The 19,448-nt window shown below is 27.7% G+C and carries 18 protein-coding genes; all 18 read right to left on the bottom strand.

All coding sequences use genetic code 11. The features are described from left to right. Window positions 1-540 precede the first annotated feature (540 nt). Complete coding sequence (gene brnQ / locus ACTG47_RS06220; RefSeq protein WP_479926498.1) at window positions 541-1,833, bottom strand: branched-chain amino acid transport system II carrier protein; 1,293 nt, start codon at window positions 1,831-1,833, stop codon at window positions 541-543. Between the two features lie 1,147 nt (window positions 1,834-2,980). Beyond that, window positions 2,981-4,273 (bottom strand): branched-chain amino acid transport system II carrier protein, encoded by a 1,293-nt coding sequence (brnQ, locus tag ACTG47_RS06215; RefSeq protein ID WP_479926497.1) that lies wholly within the window; start codon window positions 4,271-4,273, stop codon window positions 2,981-2,983. Window positions 4,274-4,663: 390 nt separating this feature from the next. Beyond that, on the bottom strand, window positions 4,664-5,560 hold the full coding sequence (ylqF, locus tag ACTG47_RS06210; protein ID WP_479926496.1) for a ribosome biogenesis GTPase YlqF: 897 nt from the start codon (window positions 5,558-5,560) through the stop codon (window positions 4,664-4,666). Window positions 5,561-5,878: 318 nt separating this feature from the next. Then, entirely contained in the window at window positions 5,879-6,229 is a 351-nt protein-coding gene (gene rplS / locus ACTG47_RS06205) for a 50S ribosomal protein L19 (RefSeq protein WP_021383988.1), read from the bottom strand. 183 nt (window positions 6,230-6,412) lie between these two features. After that, on the bottom strand, window positions 6,413-7,108 hold the full coding sequence (gene trmD, locus ACTG47_RS06200; RefSeq protein WP_169465716.1) for a tRNA (guanosine(37)-N1)-methyltransferase TrmD: 696 nt from the start codon (window positions 7,106-7,108) through the stop codon (window positions 6,413-6,415). Between the two features lie 8 nt (window positions 7,109-7,116). Next, complete coding sequence (gene rimM / locus ACTG47_RS06195) at window positions 7,117-7,632, bottom strand: ribosome maturation factor RimM (protein ID WP_479926495.1); 516 nt, start codon at window positions 7,630-7,632, stop codon at window positions 7,117-7,119. Window positions 7,633-7,741: 109 nt separating this feature from the next. Further along, window positions 7,742-7,969: a KH domain-containing protein gene (locus tag ACTG47_RS06190; RefSeq protein WP_169465719.1), complete on the bottom strand. Its 228-nt coding sequence runs from the start codon at window positions 7,967-7,969 to the stop codon at window positions 7,742-7,744. Between the two features lie 63 nt (window positions 7,970-8,032). Next, entirely contained in the window at window positions 8,033-8,305 is a 273-nt protein-coding gene (gene rpsP, locus ACTG47_RS06185; RefSeq protein WP_003419338.1) for a 30S ribosomal protein S16, read from the bottom strand. Between the two features lie 37 nt (window positions 8,306-8,342). Then, window positions 8,343-9,695: a signal recognition particle protein gene (gene ffh / locus ACTG47_RS06180; protein WP_169465721.1), complete on the bottom strand. Its 1,353-nt coding sequence runs from the start codon at window positions 9,693-9,695 to the stop codon at window positions 8,343-8,345. Then, window positions 9,692-10,060, bottom strand: a complete 369-nt coding sequence (ylxM, locus tag ACTG47_RS06175; protein ID WP_003419333.1) for a YlxM family DNA-binding protein — start codon at window positions 10,058-10,060, stop codon at window positions 9,692-9,694. Before ylxM ends, ffh begins: the two co-directional genes overlap by 4 nt. Window positions 10,061-10,162: 102 nt before the next feature. Beyond that, window positions 10,163-11,461: a signal recognition particle-docking protein FtsY gene (gene ftsY / locus ACTG47_RS06170; protein WP_479926494.1), complete on the bottom strand. Its 1,299-nt coding sequence runs from the start codon at window positions 11,459-11,461 to the stop codon at window positions 10,163-10,165. Between the two features lie 26 nt (window positions 11,462-11,487). Further along, window positions 11,488-15,042 (bottom strand): chromosome segregation protein SMC, encoded by a 3,555-nt coding sequence (gene smc / locus ACTG47_RS06165; RefSeq protein WP_479926493.1) that lies wholly within the window; start codon window positions 15,040-15,042, stop codon window positions 11,488-11,490. 27 nt (window positions 15,043-15,069) lie between these two features. Continuing rightward, complete coding sequence (locus ACTG47_RS06160) at window positions 15,070-16,140, bottom strand: elongator complex protein 3 (RefSeq protein WP_479926492.1); 1,071 nt, start codon at window positions 16,138-16,140, stop codon at window positions 15,070-15,072. Between the two features lie 53 nt (window positions 16,141-16,193). Then, entirely contained in the window at window positions 16,194-16,904 is a 711-nt protein-coding gene (gene rnc / locus ACTG47_RS06155) for a ribonuclease III (RefSeq protein WP_021383953.1), read from the bottom strand. A 163-nt stretch (window positions 16,905-17,067) separates the two neighbouring features. Then, window positions 17,068-17,529 (bottom strand): CD1247 N-terminal domain-containing protein, encoded by a 462-nt coding sequence (locus ACTG47_RS06150; protein ID WP_479926491.1) that lies wholly within the window; start codon window positions 17,527-17,529, stop codon window positions 17,068-17,070. Between the two features lie 91 nt (window positions 17,530-17,620). Beyond that, a complete protein-coding gene (gene efp, locus ACTG47_RS06145; protein ID WP_169465729.1) occupies window positions 17,621-18,178 on the bottom strand; it encodes an elongation factor P in 558 nt (185 codons plus the stop codon). 311 nt (window positions 18,179-18,489) lie between these two features. Continuing rightward, entirely contained in the window at window positions 18,490-19,020 is a 531-nt protein-coding gene (locus ACTG47_RS06140; RefSeq protein WP_479926490.1) for a hypothetical protein, read from the bottom strand. Then, complete coding sequence (locus tag ACTG47_RS06135; RefSeq protein WP_169465733.1) at window positions 19,010-19,429, bottom strand: hypothetical protein; 420 nt, start codon at window positions 19,427-19,429, stop codon at window positions 19,010-19,012. The genes ACTG47_RS06140 and ACTG47_RS06135 overlap by 11 nt, the downstream gene beginning before the upstream one ends. Between the last annotated feature and the right edge of the window lie 19 nt (window positions 19,430-19,448).

The following is a 19,448-nucleotide window of genomic DNA, read 5'->3' as shown; positions in this document are numbered from 1 at the left end:
AACTATAACTCTAAACAAACTTTTTTGTATGTTTGTATTTTTTCAGATTAATTATCTAGCATAATATATATTATACTATTTTATATTCAATATAACACTCCTTATAGTTTTCTCAACTTGTAAAACACATTCTTAAAAAATTTTAACATAATATAAAAAAGTATATAAAAGTCCAATTCTACTTTTATATACTTTATTTTTTTATGTTTTTATCATTTTAACTTTCATTAATTAATAAATACTCAAACAATAAATTCTTTATTTTTTCTTTACAAATATATGTGCTGATATTTTACATCGACATTGTATATTTAAGATAAATATAATTTTATTTTATTTATAATTTTAAATCAATCTTTTTTATTTTATATACTAAAGAAATAATACTAGTTAAAAGCTATAAAATAAATTTTATAATTCACAAAATAAAACTAATAACATATTTTAAATCTATAATAATTTAATAATACTAACAAATATAAAAAGGAATTGCCTCTATAATTTAAAGGCAATTCCATAATTATCAATTATTCTTTATTACTATGCAGTTTTACTGCTTTTAGATGGAATAAAGTTTCCTATTATTCCTGCTATTACAACTGGAACTATCCAGTTAAATCCTAATGAAGCAAATGGTAAGCTATTAACTAGAGGAATATTTATTCCAAAGCTTGTTACAACTGTTAATACACTTACTAATAATGCCATGTAGGCAGCACATTTGAATACGTTGTCATTTTTAATTTTGTTACTAAATAATGCTAGTATAACTAGAGTTATAGTTGCTGGATATACCATACTTAATATAGGAGAAGAGAATTTTATTATTGTACTTACTCCAAAGTTTGATATGATTGCACTAAATACACAAACTACTATAACTATATGCTCATATTTTAATTTTCCATCTGTAAGTGTTGAGAAATATTGACCAGCTGCTGAAGAAAGTCCTATAGCTGTTGTTAAACATGCTAATGCAACTATAATAGCTAATAAAATTTTACCTGTAGTTCCAAGTAAAGCCGCTGTTATTGCAACTATTAAAGCTGTTTGTTGAACATCTTGTCCATATGCTTGAGATACAGTTGCTCCAAGATAACATAAACCACCATAAACTAGTGCCATACCTACTACTGCAATTACACCTGCGCTTATTGTCGCTTTCATCTTTTCTTTTTCACCAGTATATCCTTTAGCTATTACTGACATGATTATAATTGATGCAAATACACTAGCTGCTAATGCATCCATTGTTTGATAACCTTGAGTTATACCTTCTGAAAATACATTTTGTATTAAAGAACTGTCTCTTATTTCTCCTAATGGAGATATGATACCTTTAACGATTAATACTGCTAAAGCTATAAGTAAAGCTGGAGTTAATATTGACCCAACTATATCTACAACTTTTGATGGTCTTATTGTTAAAAGTAATACTATAGCAAAGAATACTATAGAAAATATTACTGGGCTTATTCCTGAACCTATCGTAGGTATTATACCCATTTCATAAGTTGTCGCTGCTGTTCTAGGTATTGCCAAAAGTGGTCCTATGCAGATTACCATTGCACATCCTAATGCAACACTTAATCCTTTACCTGCTCTTGAGAACATCTTTGTTGTGTCTCCATTAAACTTAGTTGCTGCTATAACTGCTAATAATGCCAAACCACCATCTGCGAAAAGGAATCCTATGAAAGCTACTAGCCAACTACTTCCGGATAAAACTCCTAGATATGGAGGGAATATTAAGTTCCCAGCACCAAAAAACATTGCAAATAGTGCAAATCCAATTACAATTACATCTTTAAACTTGATTTGTTTCTCACCCATTTAAAGCACCCCCATTTTGAATTTTACTACCTTACTGCCTTTTTACTACATTTTACTAAAAAATAAGTCCAATCTCTTCTTAAATGAAAACCTTTTGACGAGATTTTATTTAATTATACATTTTTGACTTAAACTTGTCAATTATGTTTCATAATTTATAAAATCTTCGCAATATTTAATACAACTTTCTTAATTAAATAAAATCAACCTGTATACTTTAAACATGACTGGTTTTTTATTTTTTCTCTAAATTTTCTTGACAAAATTAAAAATTCTAACTTTTTTGAATATTCTTAATTTTACTATCTTTTGAACTATTCTCAATTCAACTTGTTTTGTGTGATATTGTACATCCCTCCTTCTATATTACATATAATTTTTTTAATTCAATTTAAATAATTCAATTTAAATTTTAAATATTTTGTGTTTATTATATAATTCTAAAAAAAAGACGTCAATATGATTTTTAATTTTTTAAATTTTCAAAATTATGATATTCAGAAAATCGTTTTCCTTTTATCACAACTCCTATTTTCGTTAATTCTTGTAGTATTTTGTATTTATTTTGCTAAATCGATTTCTAATTTTATTAAATTATTATTCTACATATATAAATTTTCAGCTTCTTTTTTATCTCTGAAATCGTTTTTTCTGAAAATTCCTTATTATGATTTATCAACTTACTTTTCTTCATTGTAATTATTTTCTAACTCCCAACTTACTTAAACTTTGCAGTTGCTTGTATCCACGTAGACACACTTATATTTCATAATTAACTAAAAATTCTTAATATATGCCTATATAAAAACAATTCACTCCTTTACTCAATTAATTTATATATGCAAAAGCCTTAAATTTTATTTTATTATTTTATTATTGTCATAATTTTATTTATATAATATCTTTGTAAAAATCAGCTAATACTTATAACTAAACTTATAAAATTACTCCCAAGTTCTTTTTTTAACAGTCAATATTGTTAAAAAATAAACTATATATTTTTTCCAATATTTTCTTATATTTCTAACATGTCAAAAGCAAACAATTAATATAGAAACAAAAAATAAAAGGAGTTATCTATATAAATAATTTCATTTATTATAGATAACTCCTTTACTTACAGGCTTATAATTTAATTAAATAAAGTTTAATTTGTTCCAAGTGTATTAGATTGACTCTTTGATGGTATAAAATTACCAATTATTCCAGCTATTATAACTGGAACTACCCAGTTAAATCCTAATGAAGCAAGTGGTAAAGAATTTACTATTGGAACATTTACTCCATAAGTAGATATAACTGTTAATATACTTATAAACAATGACATATATACTGCTCCTTTGTATAAATTGTCATTCTTAATTTTTTCATTAAAGAATGCTAGAACTATTAAAACAATTGATGGTGGATAAACTATACTTAATACAGGTGATGCTATCTTTATTATAGTTCCAACACCAAAAGATGCTACTACTGCACTGAATACAGATACAGCTAAAACTATTTTCTCATAACTTAATTTTCCTTTTGTAAGTCTAGAGAAATATTGTCCTGTAGCAGATGTAAGACCTATAGATGTTGTTAAACATGCTAATGATACTACTACTGCTAAAATCGCTTTCCCAATATTTCCAAGTAATCCTTGTGTTATATTTACTATTACTTGTGATTGTACTGCATCTGTTCCATACATTGTTGATACAGTTGCCCCAAGGAAACATAAACCTCCATAAACTAAAGCTAAGCCTCCACAAGCAAGTACGCCTGCTTTACCAATCATCTTTAATTTCTCACTAATAGAAGTATATCCTTTTTCATTTAAAGATACTATCAACACTGATGCAAGTGCTATTGCTGCAAAGGCATCCATTGTCTGATATCCTTGACCTATACCTTCTGCAAATACATTAGGTATCATAGGTTTATCGATTACTTCTCCAAGTGGAGATACAACACCTTTTATAATTATAAATGCTAAAGCTATTAGAAGAGCTGGAGTTAAAAATTGTCCAACTATATCTACGACCTTAGAAGGTCTTACTGTTAATACATATGATATCGCGAAATAAACTATACAGAATAATAACACTGGAATCGAAGTCCCAAATAGAGGCATCATACCCATTTCATAAGTTGTTGCACCTGTTCTTGGTATAGCTAGGAATGGTCCTATACATAAAATATCTGCACAACCTATAAGAATACCTAATTTCATACCACATCTTTTAAACATCTCAATTACGTTTCCATCAAATTTAGCTGTAGCCATTACTGCTAGAAGTGCCAAACCAGCATCGGCAAATGTAAATCCTAAGAAGGCAATTAACCACTCTGGACCTGTAATTATTCCCAAGTATGGTGGAAATATTAAGTTACCTGCTCCAAAGAACATTGCGAATAATGCAAATCCAAATACTATCATATCCTTGGTCTTACCCATTATAAAATCCCCCTTTTTAACCTTATTAAATTAATAAAATGCCTCAATTGTTTACGTTTGCATAAATAAATTAATTAAAACAATAAGAACTTATTATTAAATTAATAAAATTAAATAAATTAAATTTTTAATATATTGTATTTATTTGTGCTTATTATATATTATACGAAACAATCAAGTCAATATACCAAAATTTCAAATAATCACACTCATTTTAATTTTCAAAAAATTAGGTATATTTGTCTTAAATTAATATTTTTAAAGGTTTTCTAATCTAATTTATACTTTCACATGACAATATTTGTCTATATTTCAAAAAAATAAAAAAAACCTTTAGGAAAAGGCTTTTTTTATTTTATAATATTAAATTTTTTAATCTGGCTTTAAAATCTATCTTTTAACATTCTCTGGTATTTCTAATGTTATATTCCCTATTTTTCCGTCTCTAAACTCATTTAAAACAGTTGTAGATATACGTGCATAATCAAGCTCTTTTTTCCCTGTTATAAATCCCCTTTTATGACCAATCATATCCATAGTTTCAATTGGAGTTTCTCCTAGAGAGTCCAATTTATATCTAGCTTTCAGATTCTCAGGTGCTATCTTCATAAGTTTTTCTATAAGTCTTAAGGCTAAAGTCTCAGTATCCAAAATCTCGTCCTTTATAGCTCTACTAAAAGCTAAGTTTAGAGCAACTTCTTGGTCTTCAAACTTAGGCCAAAGTATTCCAGGTGTATCTAAAAGTTCAAGATTCCCTTTTAGCCTAACCCATTGCTTACCTTTAGTTACCCCTGGCTTGTCTCCTGTTTGAGTACTTTTTCTACCTGTTAATTTGTTTATAAGAGATGATTTTCCGACATTTGGAACTCCAACTATCATTATTCGTATAGCTCTCTCTTTTCTACCTTTATCTTTTAAATTGTCCATTTTTTCTCTAGTTACATTTTTACATTCTTCTATTATCTTATTTATACCAATTCCTTTTATTGTATCAACTGGTATAGCTTTGATATTAATTTTTTTATAATACTCTACCCATTGATTTAATTTGTCTCTGTCTGCCATATCACTTTTATTAAGTACAACTACTCTTGGTTTATCTCCTACAAGCTTATCTATATCTGGATTTTTACTACTAAATGGTATTCTAGCATCTAACAGTTCAATAACTACATCAATCAGTTTTAAGTTGTTTTTTACTAACTCCTTAGTTTTTTTCATATGACCTGGATACCAGTTTATATGTAGATTGTCATCCATAAGATACTCTTCATATTCATTTGACATATATATCACTCCTTTAAAATATTATATTATTATATCTTAATTATAATTAAAAAATAAATTTATTTAAATCACAGTATTGTCATGCTTTTAACATCATACTTTACATAATATGCTCTTCTTATTTTAATATTATTTCAAAATATAATTCAATATTTATCGATTTTATTTTTCATTTTAAAAGTTATAAATTCATAAATAAATAATGTATATTTCAACAAATAGTTCTATTTATTTATGATATAATTATTTGTTGTAATTTTCATTAAAATAGAAAGAGGACTGATAAATCAGCCCCCCATTTATAAGTAAAGTTTTTAATTATCTATTTCTAGCTTCTTTTATCTTAGCAGCTTTACCTACTCTACCTCTTAAGTAGTTTAGTTTAGCTCTTCTTACTTTACCTTTTCTAGTAACTTCTATTTTTTCTATTTTTGGAGAGTGAACTGGGAAAGTTCTTTCTACACCAACATTGAAAGACATTTTTCTAACTGTGAAAGTTTCTCTTGCTCCTCCACCTTGTCTCTTTAATACTACACCTTCGAATACTTGTATTCTTTCTCTTTTTCCTTCTATAATTCTAACGTGTACTTTAACTGTGTCCCCAGGTCCAAAATTAGGAACTTCATTTTTCAATTGTTCTTGCTCAATTGCTCTTAGCATTTCATTCATCTTTCTTCCTCCTAAATATCATAGACGTTCTTAACTACCCGACCAGTGTAAACAGAGGAACGCCCGTATTTTCAACATTTTATATTATACTATACTTCAATAGTTATTACAAGCACTTTTATGTTTTTAATTCCATTTATAGGAACTTTATTGTATACATGTATATTGATTACTTCTTATATTTTATTTTTCTTTGGATTTTCTATATAAGTCTAATCGTCTTTCTTTAGTGATTCTTATAGATTCTTCTTTTCTCCAATCATCTATCTTTTTATGATTACCTGATAAAAGCACTTCTGGTACTTTTAATCCTTCAAAATCTCTAGGTCTAGTATAATGAGGATACTCCAATAAATTATCTTTAAATGATTCTTCTTCAAAAGATTCATCTTGATTTAATACCCCTGGTATTAGTCTTGATATAGAATCTATCATTATAAGTGCTGGAAGTTCTCCTCCAGTTAGTACATAATCTCCAATTGAAATTTCATCGGTTACAATTAAATCGATGATTCTTTCATCTATCCCTTCATAATGACCACATAGCAATATTACATCTTCTTTAACAGACATTTGCTTTGCTATGGATTGCTTGTATACCTTTCCTTTTGGAGTTAAATAAATTACTCTTGGATTATTTATATTATGAGTTGTTATTATATGCTTATACGTGTCATATATAGGTTGAGGAGTCATTACCATACCAGCTCCTCCTCCAAATGGATAATCGTCTACTTTTTTATGTTTATTATCAGAAAAGTCTCTTATATTATATATATGAACTTCAATTATACCTTTTTCAACAGCTCTTTTCATTATACTCTCATTCATATATGAATTAAATATTTCTGGAAAAAGTGTCATTATATGAAATCTCATATTACCACCTAATCTATCATTCCCTTAATAGGGTCTATAATCATTTTTCTATCATCAATGTCTATTGTAGGTACAAATTTTTTTATAGCTGGTATCATAAATTCTTTATTCTCTTCACCTTTTATTACATAAACATCATTTGCAGAGTATTGAAGTACATCTTCTAACACTCCTACATATTTTCCATCTACAGTTAGAACTTCCATACCAATCATATCTGCTATAAAAAATTCGCCTTCTTCAAGTTCTCTACTGTCTTCCCTAGACACATACATAAATTTATTTTTTAACTTTTCTGCTTTTTCTATACTATCTATATCTTTTATCTTCATTATAACCATAGAACCTTTATATCTTACTTTTTCAACAATCCACTTATTGTTTAAATCTTTTCCTAGATAAAAATCTTTCAATTCATCAAATCTGTCTATATCATCAGTAAGTGGATAAACTCTTACCTCACCTTTTAGACCTTGTGTATTTACTATTTGACCTATCTTAAAATGAGTTACTTTTTCTTTCATGTTATCACCTTCTTAAAAAATTTAATCTTATATACTCATATCATCATAAATTCTTAAAACTACATATAATTATATAAAAAGGACTAGGTATTATACCTAATCCTCCTATTTACACTATCTCAAGAGAAACTTTTATGTTTTCTCTATTTGCAACAGATCTTACGACAGTTCTTATAGCTTTAGCTATTCTTCCCTGCTTCCCAATAACCTTACCCATATCGTCTTGAGCAACTGTAAGTTTTAAGACTATACCGTCATTATCTTCAAATTCCTCAACAACAACTGAATCAGGATTATCAACTAGAGCCTTAGCTATATCTACAACTAGCTCTTTCATATATTTCATCTCCTAAAGTAACCTCAGCAATGAGTATTTACTTAAACTAATTGCTAAGAAAAATTATTTTGCTTGTTTAGAAGCTTCGAATTTTTCTATTACTCCATTTTTTACAAGTAATTTTTTAACTACTTCTGTTGGTTGAGCACCAGTAGCTAACCATTTTATAGCTTTTTCATCATTTATTCTTACTTGTTTAGGTTCAGAAATTGGATTATAGTATCCTATTTCTTCTATAAATTTTCCATCTCTTGGAGCTCTTGAATCAGCTACTACTATTCTGTAGAAAGGTTTTTTATTAGCTCCCATTCTTTTTAATCTTATTTTAACTGCCATTACAGTCACCTCCGAATAATTTTTACTTTTTTATATTTTATTTAAAAAAAGGTAAACCGCCTAAGCCGCCCCTTTTCTTCATACTTTTCTGCGAACCAGCAAACATCTTCATCATTTTTTTCATTTCATTAAGTTGTTTTATAAGTCTATTTACATCTTGTACACTAGTTCCACTACCTCTAGCTATTCTTTTCTTTCTAGAAGCATTTAATACACCCGGATTTCTTCTCTCATATGTAGTCATTGATTGAATTATGGCTTTAGTTCTATTCATTTCCTTGCCATTCAAATCTACATCTCCAAGTTGGTCTTTTACATTTCCCATACCAGGTATCATACCAATTATCTTGTCAAGAGGTCCCATATTTTGTATTTGTTCCATTTGTTGTAAGAAATCCTCAAAATCAAGCTCTTGTTTTTTTATTTTTTGTTCTAATTCTTTAGCTTTCTCTAAATCTATGTTTTCTTGTGCTTTTTCTATTAAACTTAAGACATCTCCCATACCTAGTATTCTTGATGCCATTCTATCTGGGTGGAAAGGCTCTATATCATCTAGTTTTTCTCCCATACCCATAAACTTTATAGGTTTTTGTGTAACTGCTCTTATTGAAAGTGCAGCACCACCTCTAGTATCTCCATCCAATTTAGTTAAGACTACTCCATCAACACCAAGAGCCTCATTGAAGCTTTCTGCCACATTTACAGCATCTTGACCTGTCATAGAATCTACAACCAAAAGTATTTCATGTGGTTTAACTTCTGACTTAATTGATTTTAATTCATCCATAAGCACTTCATCTATATGAAGTCTACCAGCTGTATCTATAATAACTAAATCATTAGCATTTTTAATTGCATGGCTCAAACCTGCCTTTGCAATATTTACTGGATTTTCTTTATCTCCCATATTAAATACAGGTATATCCAATTTTTCTCCAACAACTTGAAGTTGCTTTATAGCTGCTGGTCTATAAATATCACAAGCTACTAATAAAGGTTTCTTACCTTGCTTTTTAAAATATCCTCCAAGTTTTCCTGCTGTAGTAGTTTTACCTGCTCCTTGCAATCCAACCATCATTAAGATCGTAGGAGGTTTTGAGGAAATCATTACTTTGCTTTGTACATCCCCCATTAAACTTGTAAGTTCTTCATTTACAATTTTGATTACATGTTGAGCTGGAGTTAAGCTTTGCATAACTTCTTGTCCAACACATCTTTCTTGAACTTTTTTTATAAAATCTTTAACTACTTTAAAATTAACATCCGCTTCAAGAAGCGCAAGTTTAACTTCTCTCATAGCATTTTTTACATCTTCTTCTGTAAGTTTTCCTTTTGATTTTAACTTACTAAATGCCCCTTGTAGTTTATCAGACAATCCTTCAAATATCATTTTATCATCTCCCTACATACATCTTCTATATTTTCTAGCTTAGGGATTAAATTAGCACAATCTCTATTGTGCAATAAATCTTCTTTAATGTCAATAATTTTATCTTTTATAATTTTAATATTTTTTTCCTGCTCTTGAATCTTAGATACTAAGTGTAACTTTTCTTCATAATCTCTTAGTATTTTTTCTGAACGCTTCAAGGTATCATACACACCTTGTCTTGATACATTCAGGTTTTCACTAATTTCACCTAAAGAATAATCTTCTTCATAGTATAGAGCTACTATTTCTTTCTGCTTGTCAGTTAATAATTCTTTATATTGTTCAAATAACAATCCAATTTCGACCATTTTTTCTATATTCATATCTTACACTTCCTAGCAGTATACTGTAAAGGTTATCTACTTTACACTATTGTATTTTATATCATATAAACACTCTTGTCAACCATTATTTTTAAAAGAATACTAGTTACCAAATAATGCATCTGAAAATGATTTTGCATCAAAATCTTGTAGGTCTTCCACTCTTTCTCCAACTCCAATAAGTTTCACAGGTACATCTACTTCTGATTTTACTGCAAGTACTACTCCACCTTTCGCAGTCCCATCAAGTTTTGTAAGCACTATACCTGTTATGTCTGCAACTTCTTTAAATGTCTTTGCTTGAACAACTGCATTTTGTCCTGTTGTGGCATCTACTACAAGAAGTACTTCACGCTTTGCTTCTGGGAATTCTCTATCTACTATTTTGAACACTTTTCCAAGCTCATTCATAAGATTTGCTTTATTGTGTAATCTTCCTGCTGTATCGCATATTAATACGTCTGTTTTTCTAGCTTTTGCTGCCTTTATAGCATCAAACACTACTGCTCCAGGGTCTGCTCCTTCTTGATGCTTTATTATATCTACATTCGTTCTATTTGCCCAAATTTCTAATTGCTCTGTAGCTGCTGCTCTAAATGTATCTGCTGCTGCTAGCAAAACTTTTTTACCATCTTTTTTGTATCTATTTGCTAGTTTGCCTATTGTCGTTGTCTTACCAACCCCATTTACACCAACCATTAAAATTATACATGGTGCTGGTTCTATATCTAATGTAGAGTTTTCATTTGTAAGAATCTCTTCAACTATATATTTAAGTTCTTCTCTTACTTTCATAGGGTCTGTAATACCTTTTTGTTTTATTTTTCCTCTTAGTTTTTCAATTATATCCATAGTTGTATTTACACCAACATCTGCTGTTATTAAAATTTCCTCTAAATCTTCAAGTAAATCTTCATCTACTTTTGTATATGATTTTAAAACCTCATCTATTCTATCAGTTATTCCTTGTTTTGCTTTTGTTAATCCTTGCTTTAATCTTTCAAATAAGTTAACCTTTTTTTCTTCTTTATCTTCCATATCTTCAGATTCAGTTTCAGTTTCACCATCATAGTTTTCTAATTCTTCTATTATATCTTCTTTGGAATCTATATCTTCTTTAGAATTAACATCTAAAATATTTTCTACTTTTTGTTCACCACTTTTTGTCTGGTTTTCTAATTCTTCATCTTTTTCAGTATTTTCATTAGTAGTATCTTCCTCAGTTTTTTCTTCAATATCTTCCACTTTATCTATCACTTCTTCTTCAAGACCTGAAAAAATAGTTTCTTCTACATTTTCTAGATTATCAATACTACTTTCTATTTCTTCGTCTGAATCAGCATCTTTTTTTTCCAGTTCCTTTTCTTTGTCTTTTCCAAAACCAAATAATTTTTTTAACACTACTTTTCCTCCTATGTCAATCTAAGTTATATAATATCTGTTATTTCCTGAGCTTCTTTTAGTTTTAAGCTAATAACTTTTGAAATGGCTTTTTCTTGCATTGTAACTCCATAAATATAATCAGCAGCTTCCATAGTCCCTCTTCTGTGTGTTACTGATATAAATTGTGTCTCTTTAGACAAATCCTTCAAAAACTCTCCAAATCTGAATATGTTTGCATCATCAAGTGGTGCTTCAATCTCATCTAATATACAAAATGGTGTTGGCTTTGTAATTAATATAGCAAATAGTATACTTATTGCTGTTAAAGCTTTTTCTCCACCAGACAATAGATTTAGATTTTTCATTTTTTTACCTGGTGGTTGAGCTGTTATTAGTATATCACTTTCTAATAAATTTTCTTTATCTAAAATAGTTAATTCTCCACAACCTCCACCAAACAATCTCTTATACACATACTTAAAGTTTTTACTTATTTCTTCAAATTTAATCTCAAATTCAGATTTCATATTTTCTTCTAATGTATGTATAAGCTTTTCTATCTCTTCCATAGATTCTTCTAAATCTTGTTTTTGTTCACTATAAAAATCATATCTTTCTTTTATTTCTTCATATTCCTTTATAGAATCTATATTTATATTTCCAAGACTTCTTATTTCTCTCTTTAGATTTTCTAGGAATTTTCTATCTATATCTAAATTTTCATCTTTGATTTCTAATGCTTGTACTAAAGTCATCTCATATTGCTCAAATAACTTATTTACATATGTGTCTTGACTAGTCTTTAACCTTTCTAATCTTCCACCAACTTTAAATAAACTCTCTTTAAGCTCTATATGCTGTCTATCTATAGTTTTTAATTCTTTATTTATTTCATCAAAACTATTTTTCAAATCATCTTTAGCTATTTTTCTAGTTTCAAGATTTCTGTTACTATCTCCTAATTGTTTTGTCAGGTTTTCTCTTTCTTTTTCTTCAATAGATATGGAATCTTGCAATTTAATTATTTCTTGTTCTTCATAGTTCAATGATTCTTCTAATTGTTTATTTTTTTCTTCTAGTTCACAATTTTCACCAACAATTCTTTCTATATCTCTAGCTATACTATTATAAACTTCTGTTTTCTTTACTAAGGTTAAGTTTAATTCATCAAACTGAGACTTTTCCTTATCATATAAATCATTATATTTTTTTATTTCATCATTTAACCTATCAATTTTTTCTTTATTTTGATTGTATATATTATCTAAATCTTCCATATCTTTTTCAACAATATCACTTTTTTCAAGTGTGTAATTTAAATTAGAGTTTAAATCATTTTTCTCATTTTCTAATTTAGTAATACTACCTTTTAAAGATTCAATTTCAGATTCAATATTTTTTATACTTGTACTTTTTATTATTATACTTTTTTCTAAATCTTTTATTTTGCTATCATGCGAATTAATTTCATTTTTTATATCTTTTATATCTTTGTTTAGAGATTCTCTTTTTAATTCTAAGTCTGAAATCTCAATCTTAATATTATTTATCTTTTCTGTGTATTCATTGATGTATCTTTTTCTAGATAGTATATTGCCATTAGTTTTTAAACTTCCTCCAGTCAAAGAACCTCCTGGATTTAATATTTCACCATCTAAAGTCACTATTTTAAATCTATGACCAGTTTCTTTTGCAAATTTTATACCTTCATCTATATTATTTATAAGTATAGTTCTTCCAAGTATATTCTCAATTATATTTCTATACTTTTCATCAAATGTAATTAAATCACTTGCTATTCCTATAAATTTAGTACTTGCTTTTAAATTACCTAAACTTATTTTGTTTGATTTAATTATATTTAATGGAAGAAATGTTACTCTACCTAAATTATTCTGCTTTAGATAATTTATTGCAGATTTAGCACTAAATTCATCATCAGTTATTATATTCTGCATATAAGCACCCAAAGCTGCTTCTATAGATTTCTCATATTGTTCAGGTACATTTATAATTTGACCTAGTGCTCCATGAACTCCTTTTAAATTTTTATTTTTTAGGACTTCTTTTACACCTCTATTAAATCCCTCATAATGATTTTCCATATCTACATATACATTTAATTTTGAATTATATCCATTTAGATTGTATTTACTTTTCTGTATCTCATCTTCTAGCTCGTTGTATTTACTAATTGAATTTTGTAAATTAGTTGCTAATTCCTTATTTCTATTATTTACATCCTTTAAATCATCATTTTGCATATTAAATTCTTTACTTATATTATCTAATTCAAAAGACTTTATTTCAATACTCTTATTTAATTCTGCTATTTCTGAACTTATATTTTCATCTCTTATATTCATATTTTCTTTATTTGCATTTAAGGTCGACAACTTATTACTAAACTCTTGCTTCTTATTTAATATGTCTATTATACTTTCTTTCAATAACTCTATATCATTATTTAAAGATTCCAATTTGATTTTTTGTTTATCTTTACTAGACTCCAATGTTTTTATATTTTCTTGCAAAATAGATAGTTCTTCATTACCTGATGATTTATTACTTTCTAAGTCTTTTATGTATTGCTTATTTTCATTTAGCTTTTCCTTTATGTCATTTATTTCTGAGTTCTTTCTATGAATTTCATTCGTAAAATTTTTTATTCTTTCTTTAATTAAATTTATTTGCGATTCTTTTTTTGATATAACTCCTTTGATTGAGTTTATATAATCTACAGACTTTTCAATTACATCTTGTAATACATCTATCTCTTTATTGATGTCATCTTGCTTTTTCTCTACAATACTTTTTTGCTCTTCTTTTTCATTAAGTTCTTTTTCAATAACGTTTCTATGTTCATTAACTTCACTTAATTCTTTTTCTGTTACTTCAATTTCTCTTATAAAACTATTCACTTCTAATATTTTCAACTTCTCACTTATTTCCAAATACTTTTTTGCTTTTGTTTGTTGATTAAAAAGAGGTTTTAATTGATTTTCAATTTCTATATATACATCATCTATTCTTTCCAAATTCTCTTTTGTGTTACTTAAATTTCTTTCTGCTTCCTGCTTTTTATATCTATACTTTGATATACCACAAGCTTCATCAAAAACTTTCCTCCTACTTAAAGGATTATTACTTAATATCTCATCTACTTTTCCTTGTTCTATTATTGAATAACCATCTTTTCCAATACCAGTATCCAAAAAGACTTCTTTTATATCTTTTAATCTACAATTCTTATTATTTAGAAAAAATTCACTTTCACCATTTCTATAAGCTCTTCTTCTTATAGTTACTTCTGTAAAATCTAACTCCAATTGATTCTCAGAATTATCAATGGTAAGAGCTACTTCACAGTAATTCATAGGTTTCTTTGTATCTGTACCTGCAAATATAACATCTTCAAGTTTATCGCCTCTAAGGCTCTTAATACTCTGTTCTCCTAATACCCATCTTACAGCATCAGATATATTACTTTTTCCACTTCCATTTGGCCCTACTATAGCTGTTATTCCTTCTTTAAAAATAATATCTGTTTTTACTGGAAAGGATTTAAATCCCTTTAACTCTAGTCTCTTTAAATACAAATCGTTTCTCTCCCTTCATCGTTAAAACTAAAGGTCATAAATGTCATACAATTTTCTATGAATGTCTATCATATTAGCAATAATTAAACTTTTTCCATCTAACACAATTTCTAATTGATTTATATCTAAATCTGATTCTTGTGTTTTTAAAATCACACCAAATTTTTCTTTCATATACTTAACATTTGTTTTTTTATTTCCTATTATTTTAGAAATATTTTTTTTATTTGATTTCACCAACATTTGTTTTACATCTTTATTTTGTAAAATAATAAATTCCAAATAATCTTTTATCATATCAGCTTCTACTAATTCTCTAAATGCAGGATGATATGGTCCTGCTAAAACAGCTTTCCCAATTTGTATATCATCAGTAGCTTGAAGTCCAACTCTTATTACATTTATATTATTGACATAAAACAATACAAGAACTTTCTTTACTATACTTATACTTTCATCAAGAGTAAATGGACTATACTCGTTTTGCTCCATCAATTTTTCAAGACCTGTATCTTTTACTACTAAAGTTGGATACACTCTAACACAATCTGGTTTTAGCTCTACAAATTTTTTTGCCGTAAATATACATTTTTCTTTTGTATCAGCTGGAAGACCAATCATCATCTGCAAACCAAGTTTAATTCCACTATTTTTTATCATTTTTGAACTTTTATATACAATTTCTGCTTGATGACCTCTTATACTATCTAATAATACTTTTTCATCTAAAGATTGTACCCCTAGTTCAATTATGCTAGCCTTATAGTCTTTTAACATCCTTAGTATCTCTTCATTGATACAGTCTGGTCTTGTAGACATTCTAATATCTTTTACAATCCCTTTTTCTACATATTCTTTGGCAACTGATAACAAACTTTTTTGTATATCAATATCTATAGCAGTAAAGCTACCACCAAAAAATGCTATTTCTACATCAGCATCTTTATCTATAGTCTCTAAACATTCTTCAATTATCTTTCTTGCATCTTCACTTGTAACATCAGTACTCACACCTGTTATTTTTTTTTGATTACAAAATATACAATCATGAGGACACCCTTTGTGAGGAACAAATATAGGTATAATTCTCTTTTTCATCTACAACATCCTTCTAATATAAATATTTCTTTTTATATTTTTACATATTACATTTATTTTTCCCATAATTTTTTCTTTAAAGCTACTTTAGCAGCTAATTGTTCAGCTTCCTTTTTACTCTTACCTTCTCCTATACCTAGTACATCTTCATTAATTCCAACTTCCATTACAAACCTTTTATTATGGTCTGGACCTTTTTCTTCTATAAGTCTGTACCATATATTATTTTCACCATTACCTTGTAACACTTCTTGAAGATGTGTTTTATAATCTCTAAATATATTTCCTTTTCTTGAATCATAAATTATATTTTCCATATAATTCAGTATAAACTGTCTTGCACTTTCAAAGCCTCCATCAAGATATATCGCAGCTATTACAGCTTCAAATGCATCTGCTAATATTGAAGTTCTATGTCTTCCTCCTGTTGCCTCTTCTCCTCTGCCTAATAACATATGAACACCTAAATTTATATCATTAGCCACTTCACTTAATGAATCTTCACAAACTATATTTGCTCTAAGTTTAGTTAGTTCCCCTTCGGGTAGATTAGTTTCTTCATTGAATAAATAATCACTTATCACTATGCCTAAAACTGAATCCCCTAAAAATTCTAATCTTTCGTTAAAATTATATTTTTTATTTTCATTAGAATATGAACTATGAGTAAGAGCTTCTAGTATATATTCTTTATTTTTAAATTTATAATTTATAACATTTTCAAATCTTTGTATATTATCTAGTAATTTTTTACTTATTTTCATAACTACATCCCTCCAAAATCCTATTCTATAAATTCTAGTGTACTATTTTTGTCCAAGTATTGCAAAACCAAAATACACAATACCCTTCCTCATAAAAATAAAACTACCTATGAAACAAAATTATCTCATAGGCATCATAGGCAGTTTTATTTCTTATGAATTTTTACTCTCTATCATCACAACTTGAACAACCACCACATGTACAATCATCATCACAATCATCTTCTGATGATAATATTACAGCCTTACAATCAGGACAAACAACATCTACTTCATCATCATATAACAAATCTTCGTCTATTTCTACTAACTCTCCACAATTTGGGCATTCCATTTCTATATAGCTGAAGTCCTCATCGTCATCATCTTCATCGTCATCGTCTTCATAAAGATCATCTTCCATGTCAGCGATTTCTTCTTCTAAATCTGCTAAATCTTCATCTATAGATTCAACAAAATCTTGAAGTTCTTCTTGCTCTTCATCCAATGTTACAATAGCATCTGCAAATACTTCTAATGCGTCAACTATTTTATGTATCATTTTCCCTTCTTTGCTTTCAGCACTTATTTCTAGTCCTTCTGCTAGGCCTTTTAAGTATGCAACTTCTTCATATAAATGTTTCATGTAACACCCCTCGCTTTCTTTTTTATATATAAACTAAAAGCTCATATATCTTATATTATTAAGACATATAAGCTTTTATATACATAAATTTTTATACTCTTGATAAATATTCACCTGTTCTAGTATCTATCTTTACTTTATCTCCAGTATTTATAAATAATGGAACTTGAACAACTGCTCCAGTTTCAACTGTAGCTGCTTTAGTTACGTTACTTGCTGTATCACCTTTTATACCTGGCTCTGTATCTGTAACTTCTAGCTCTGCAAAGTTTGGAGCTTCCACTTGAAATGGTTGCCCTTGATAAAATCTTATTGTAGCAACTTCATTTTCTTTTAAGAATTTAATTGCATCTTCAACTTGCTCATAGTTTAATGGTATTTGTTCAAAATTTTCTTGATCCATAAAATAATACAACTCACCATCATTGTATAGATATTGCATTTGTCTTGTATCTATAACAGCCTTAGGGAATTTTTCACTTGGATTGAAAGTTTCTTCTCTTATAGCTCCTGTTTTTAAGTTTCTGTATTTAGTTCTAACGAAAGCAGCTCCTTTACCTGGCTTAACGTGTTGAAAATCAACTACTAAACATGGTTGTCCATCTTTTTCAAATGTAACACCTTTTCTAAAATCACCTGCTGATACCATTTCTTGTTCCTCCATATTAAAATAAATTTCTTATTTTTTAGTAAATTTTACATTACTATGCCTTTAAAATTATATCTCTTACTTGAATTCTGTCAAGTCAGGATTACAAATTTTTACTAATATCATAATATCATAAGTTATACAATATAAACAAGTATTTGGCAAATTACTTATTCTATATTTTTATTATTCTCCTCTACAATCTTACTCTATACATTTTATATATTGATATTATTTAATTATATAGTTCTCAATAATTATGCTTTGTATGATTTATTGATGTTATTTCTTTTTCTTAAGCTTATGTGTTTTTATATACTTTCACTAAAATTCCATATTTTTATTTTGAATTTAGTTTCATAGTTTTGACTACGTTTTGATAATTTCAATTTTATATTAACATATTGACCATTATTAGACATTGATACATACATTTCATCTACATAATCTCCAATTTCATAACCACCTGCTTGACTACTTTCACCATTTAAAGAATTCACAAATAACTTATTTCTTCTTTCATTTAATATAATTTCTTTGTTACTTATATATTCCTCATTATTAGTTATACTTTCATCCACATACCTACATTTTATAGATGTTGTTCTTTTAAAACTTTCTTCGTTATTAGATAGATTTATTATTCCCATAGAATTACTAATAATTCCTTCCATTGTTTTTACAATTTCAATGCTTTGTTGTTGTAATTCTAGCTTATCATCTATTCTAAGTTTTAAGTTTATTGTAAGTACAAATACAGAATATAGAACTATTATCAATATTACAATTGAAGCTAATGATACTATACTTTCCAAAAGTAAGTAACCATGTTTACGTTTCATATTTTCCCTCTTTCAGAAGTACTCTTCCACTTACAGGTGTTATTGTTATAGTTTTTCTCAAGCTATTATTGTATATCTCTATTGTAGATGCTTTTTGAGGTGAGCCATCAGATTTAAATTTTATTAAGTCAATATTTCTTGCTATCTTTACATTTTTAGGTAGTACTATAGATTTAATATTTTTACCATCTTTTCTTAACACATATCCTTCATGTTTGTCTTGATTTATATAATATATATATGTATTGTAATCACTAAACATATTAATTCTTCTAACATACCTTATATCTGAACAGAGTTGACGTGCAAATAAATTTATCTTTTGATTTTCAAGATTATCTTTTGGAAACGATAATGTAGCTATCAATAGTATTATACTAATGGATACCACTAATTCTATTACAGTCACATTCCTTCTTTTTTCAAAG

Source organism: Clostridioides sp. LIBA-6622, from assembly GCF_056716095.1.
This window is presented reverse-complemented; position numbering and strand designations above follow the sequence as displayed.